Below are 2,294 nucleotides of genomic sequence, written 5' to 3'. Positions count from 1 at the left end.
GTGCTGACGCGCCCGGTGCTGGCGCTGACGGACGTGCCGGGGCTGCGGATGGTCGTCACGGGCGTGTTCGCGCTGGCGGCGCTGTTCTGCTACGTGGACCTGCTGACGGTGCCGCCGATGAGCTGGGCGCTGTGCGCGGCGGCGGCGGGCCTGGTGGCGCACCGGCGGCGCGGGTCGCTGGTGGCGACGGCGCGCACGGTGCTGGCGGCGGCGGTGGCGTGGCCGGTGGCGTTCGGGTTCACCTGGGTCTCCCGCTGGGTGATCGCCGCGCTGGTGCAGGGGCCGGGGGTGTTCTCGAAGGTGGGCGAGGTGAGCCGGTTCCGCCTGGACGGCGGCGACGTGTCGCAGGCGTTCGGCGCGGGCCTGGCGCGCAACTGGTCGGCGTGGGTGCAGGGCACCGCGACGGCGGTGCCGGTGCTGGTGGCCGCGGCCGCGGTGACGGCGGCGTGCCTGGTGGTGGCGGTGCGCCGGCACGGCGCGGCGGGCGCGGGCGCGGCGGCGGTGCTGGCGGCGCCGGCGCTGGTGGTGCCCGCCTGGTACTGCGTGCTGAGCAACCACTCGCAGATCCACGCGTTCTTCACCTACGCCAGCCTGCCGGCGGCGGTGGGGGTCGTGGTGGCCGCGGCGGCGGTGGCCGCGCGCCGGGTCCCGGCGGGCGCGCACGGGCGGGCCGCGGCGGTGCCGCTGGCCCGCTGAGCGCGGGGCGCTGCCGGTTCACCCGCGCGGGGCCAGCACCGGTCCGTCCCCGCCGCGCTTGGCGCAGTACATGGCCGCGTCGGCGGCGCGCAGCAGGCCGGTGACGTCGGCGGCGTGCTCGGGGGCCAGGGCGGCGCCGACGCTGGCGCCGGTGCGCACGGTGCGGCCCTCGATCTCGAACGGCTCGCGCAGCCGAAGGTGGACGCGGCGGGCCAGCTCGCGCACCTGCGCGGCGGTGGCCGCGCCGGGCAGCAGCACGGCCAGCTCGTCGCCGCCGAGGCGGGCCGCGAGCGCGCCGGGCGGGGTGAGCTCGCGCAGCCGGCCGGCGACGAGCTGCAGCAGGACGTCGCCGGCGTGGTGGCCGAGGGCGTCGTTGACCTGCTTGAAGCCGTCGAGGTCCACCAGCAGCAGGGCGGCGCGCCGCTCGCCGGCGCCCAGGGCGTCCTCGAGGTCGCGCAGCAGCGCGGCGCGGTTGGCCAGGCCGGTGAGCGCGTCGTGGAACGCGCGGTGCTCCAGCTCCAGCAGGTGGGCGCGCTCGGCCTCGCGCAGCCGGGCGTTGTCGACGACGACGGCGCCGCCGAGCGCCAGGCGGTGCGCGAGCTCGCGGTCCGAGGCCGTCCAGGTGCGCCGGCGCGTGGTGTCGCCGCAGACGACGGTGCCGACGACGCCGTCGGCGGACAGCAGCGAGATCGCCGCGAAGGAGAGCAGCCCCAGGGTGCGGATGAACCCGCCGGGGCGCACGGGCGCGGTGCTGGCGTCGTCGACCAGGTCGGTGCCGGCGTCGCGCACGCGCCGCCACGCGGGCGAGTCGCCGGCCACGCGCCCCACGAGGCTGCGGGACAGCTGCGCCTCCACCTCGGCGGGCACGCCCATGACGAGGACCTGCGTGGCGCGGGTGGCGGCGTCGACCAGGTGGACGGCGGCGACCTCGGTGCGCAGCGTCTGGGCGGTCACCTCGGCCAGAACGCGCCCGGCGGCCTCCACGCCGGCGGCCCGCGCGCCGCGCTCGAACAGCACCCGCCCGGCGGCGGAGAACTGCCGCTGCTCCTGCAGGGCGGCCACGGCGTGCAGGGCGGCGGCGAGGTGGTGGGCGACGGTGGCCAGGACGTGCCGGGGCAGGGAGGCCGGCTCGCCGCCCTCCAGCAGCAGGTGGCCGACGTCGGCGCCGGCGTGGCGCAGCGCGAGCCGCAGCCCCGGGCCGCCGGGCAGGGTCGGGCCGGCCTGGGCCAGGACGAGCTCGCCGCCGGCGTCGGCGCTGCCGGTGGGGCCGGCGCTGCCGGTGGGGTCGGCGAGGACCACCAGGCGCCGCACGCCCGCGGCGGCGGACAGCCGCGGGTGCACGAGGTCGACGAGGTGCTGCAGCGGCAGGGCCCGCTCGGCGGCCGCCTCGGCCAGCTCGGTGAGCAGGACCTCCAGCGCCTGCGCGGGCGCGCCGGCCTGCGCGGGCACGGTGGTGCGCGCGCCCGCCGGGGACCGCTGCGACGTCACCGCTCCCTGCACCCCCCGCGCGCCGGCCGGTGCACCGGGGACCCCCAGGGGTGCGGGCCCCGCGGGGGACGGTGCGCTCGTCATCGTCGCAGCCGGGGAGGTGCGGCGGG

Annotated in this window: 2 protein-coding genes; one reads left to right on the top strand and one right to left on the bottom strand. The window is 80.0% G+C overall.

Annotated elements, in window-relative coordinates; all coding sequences use genetic code 11:
• Positions 1-696 (top strand): hypothetical protein (locus GTR00_RS19205; protein ID WP_166613162.1); only part of this gene is annotated, 696 nt, incomplete at its 5' end.
• A gap of 18 nt (positions 697-714) precedes the next feature.
• Here GTR00_RS19205 and GTR00_RS26065 read toward each other — a convergent pair.
• The gene (locus tag GTR00_RS26065) at positions 715-2,184 is read right to left on the bottom strand and encodes a diguanylate cyclase domain-containing protein (RefSeq protein WP_166613161.1); all 1,470 of its coding nucleotides are present in this window, start codon (positions 2,182-2,184) and stop codon (positions 715-717) included.
• Positions 2,185-2,294 lie beyond the last annotated feature (110 nt).

Source organism: Kineococcus indalonis, from assembly GCF_009906395.1.
Classification (GTDB): Bacteria; Actinomycetota; Actinomycetes; order Actinomycetales; family Kineococcaceae; genus Kineococcus; species Kineococcus indalonis.
The sequence above is the reverse complement of the archived record's forward strand: the minus strand, read 5'-3'. Positions and strand labels throughout refer to the sequence as shown.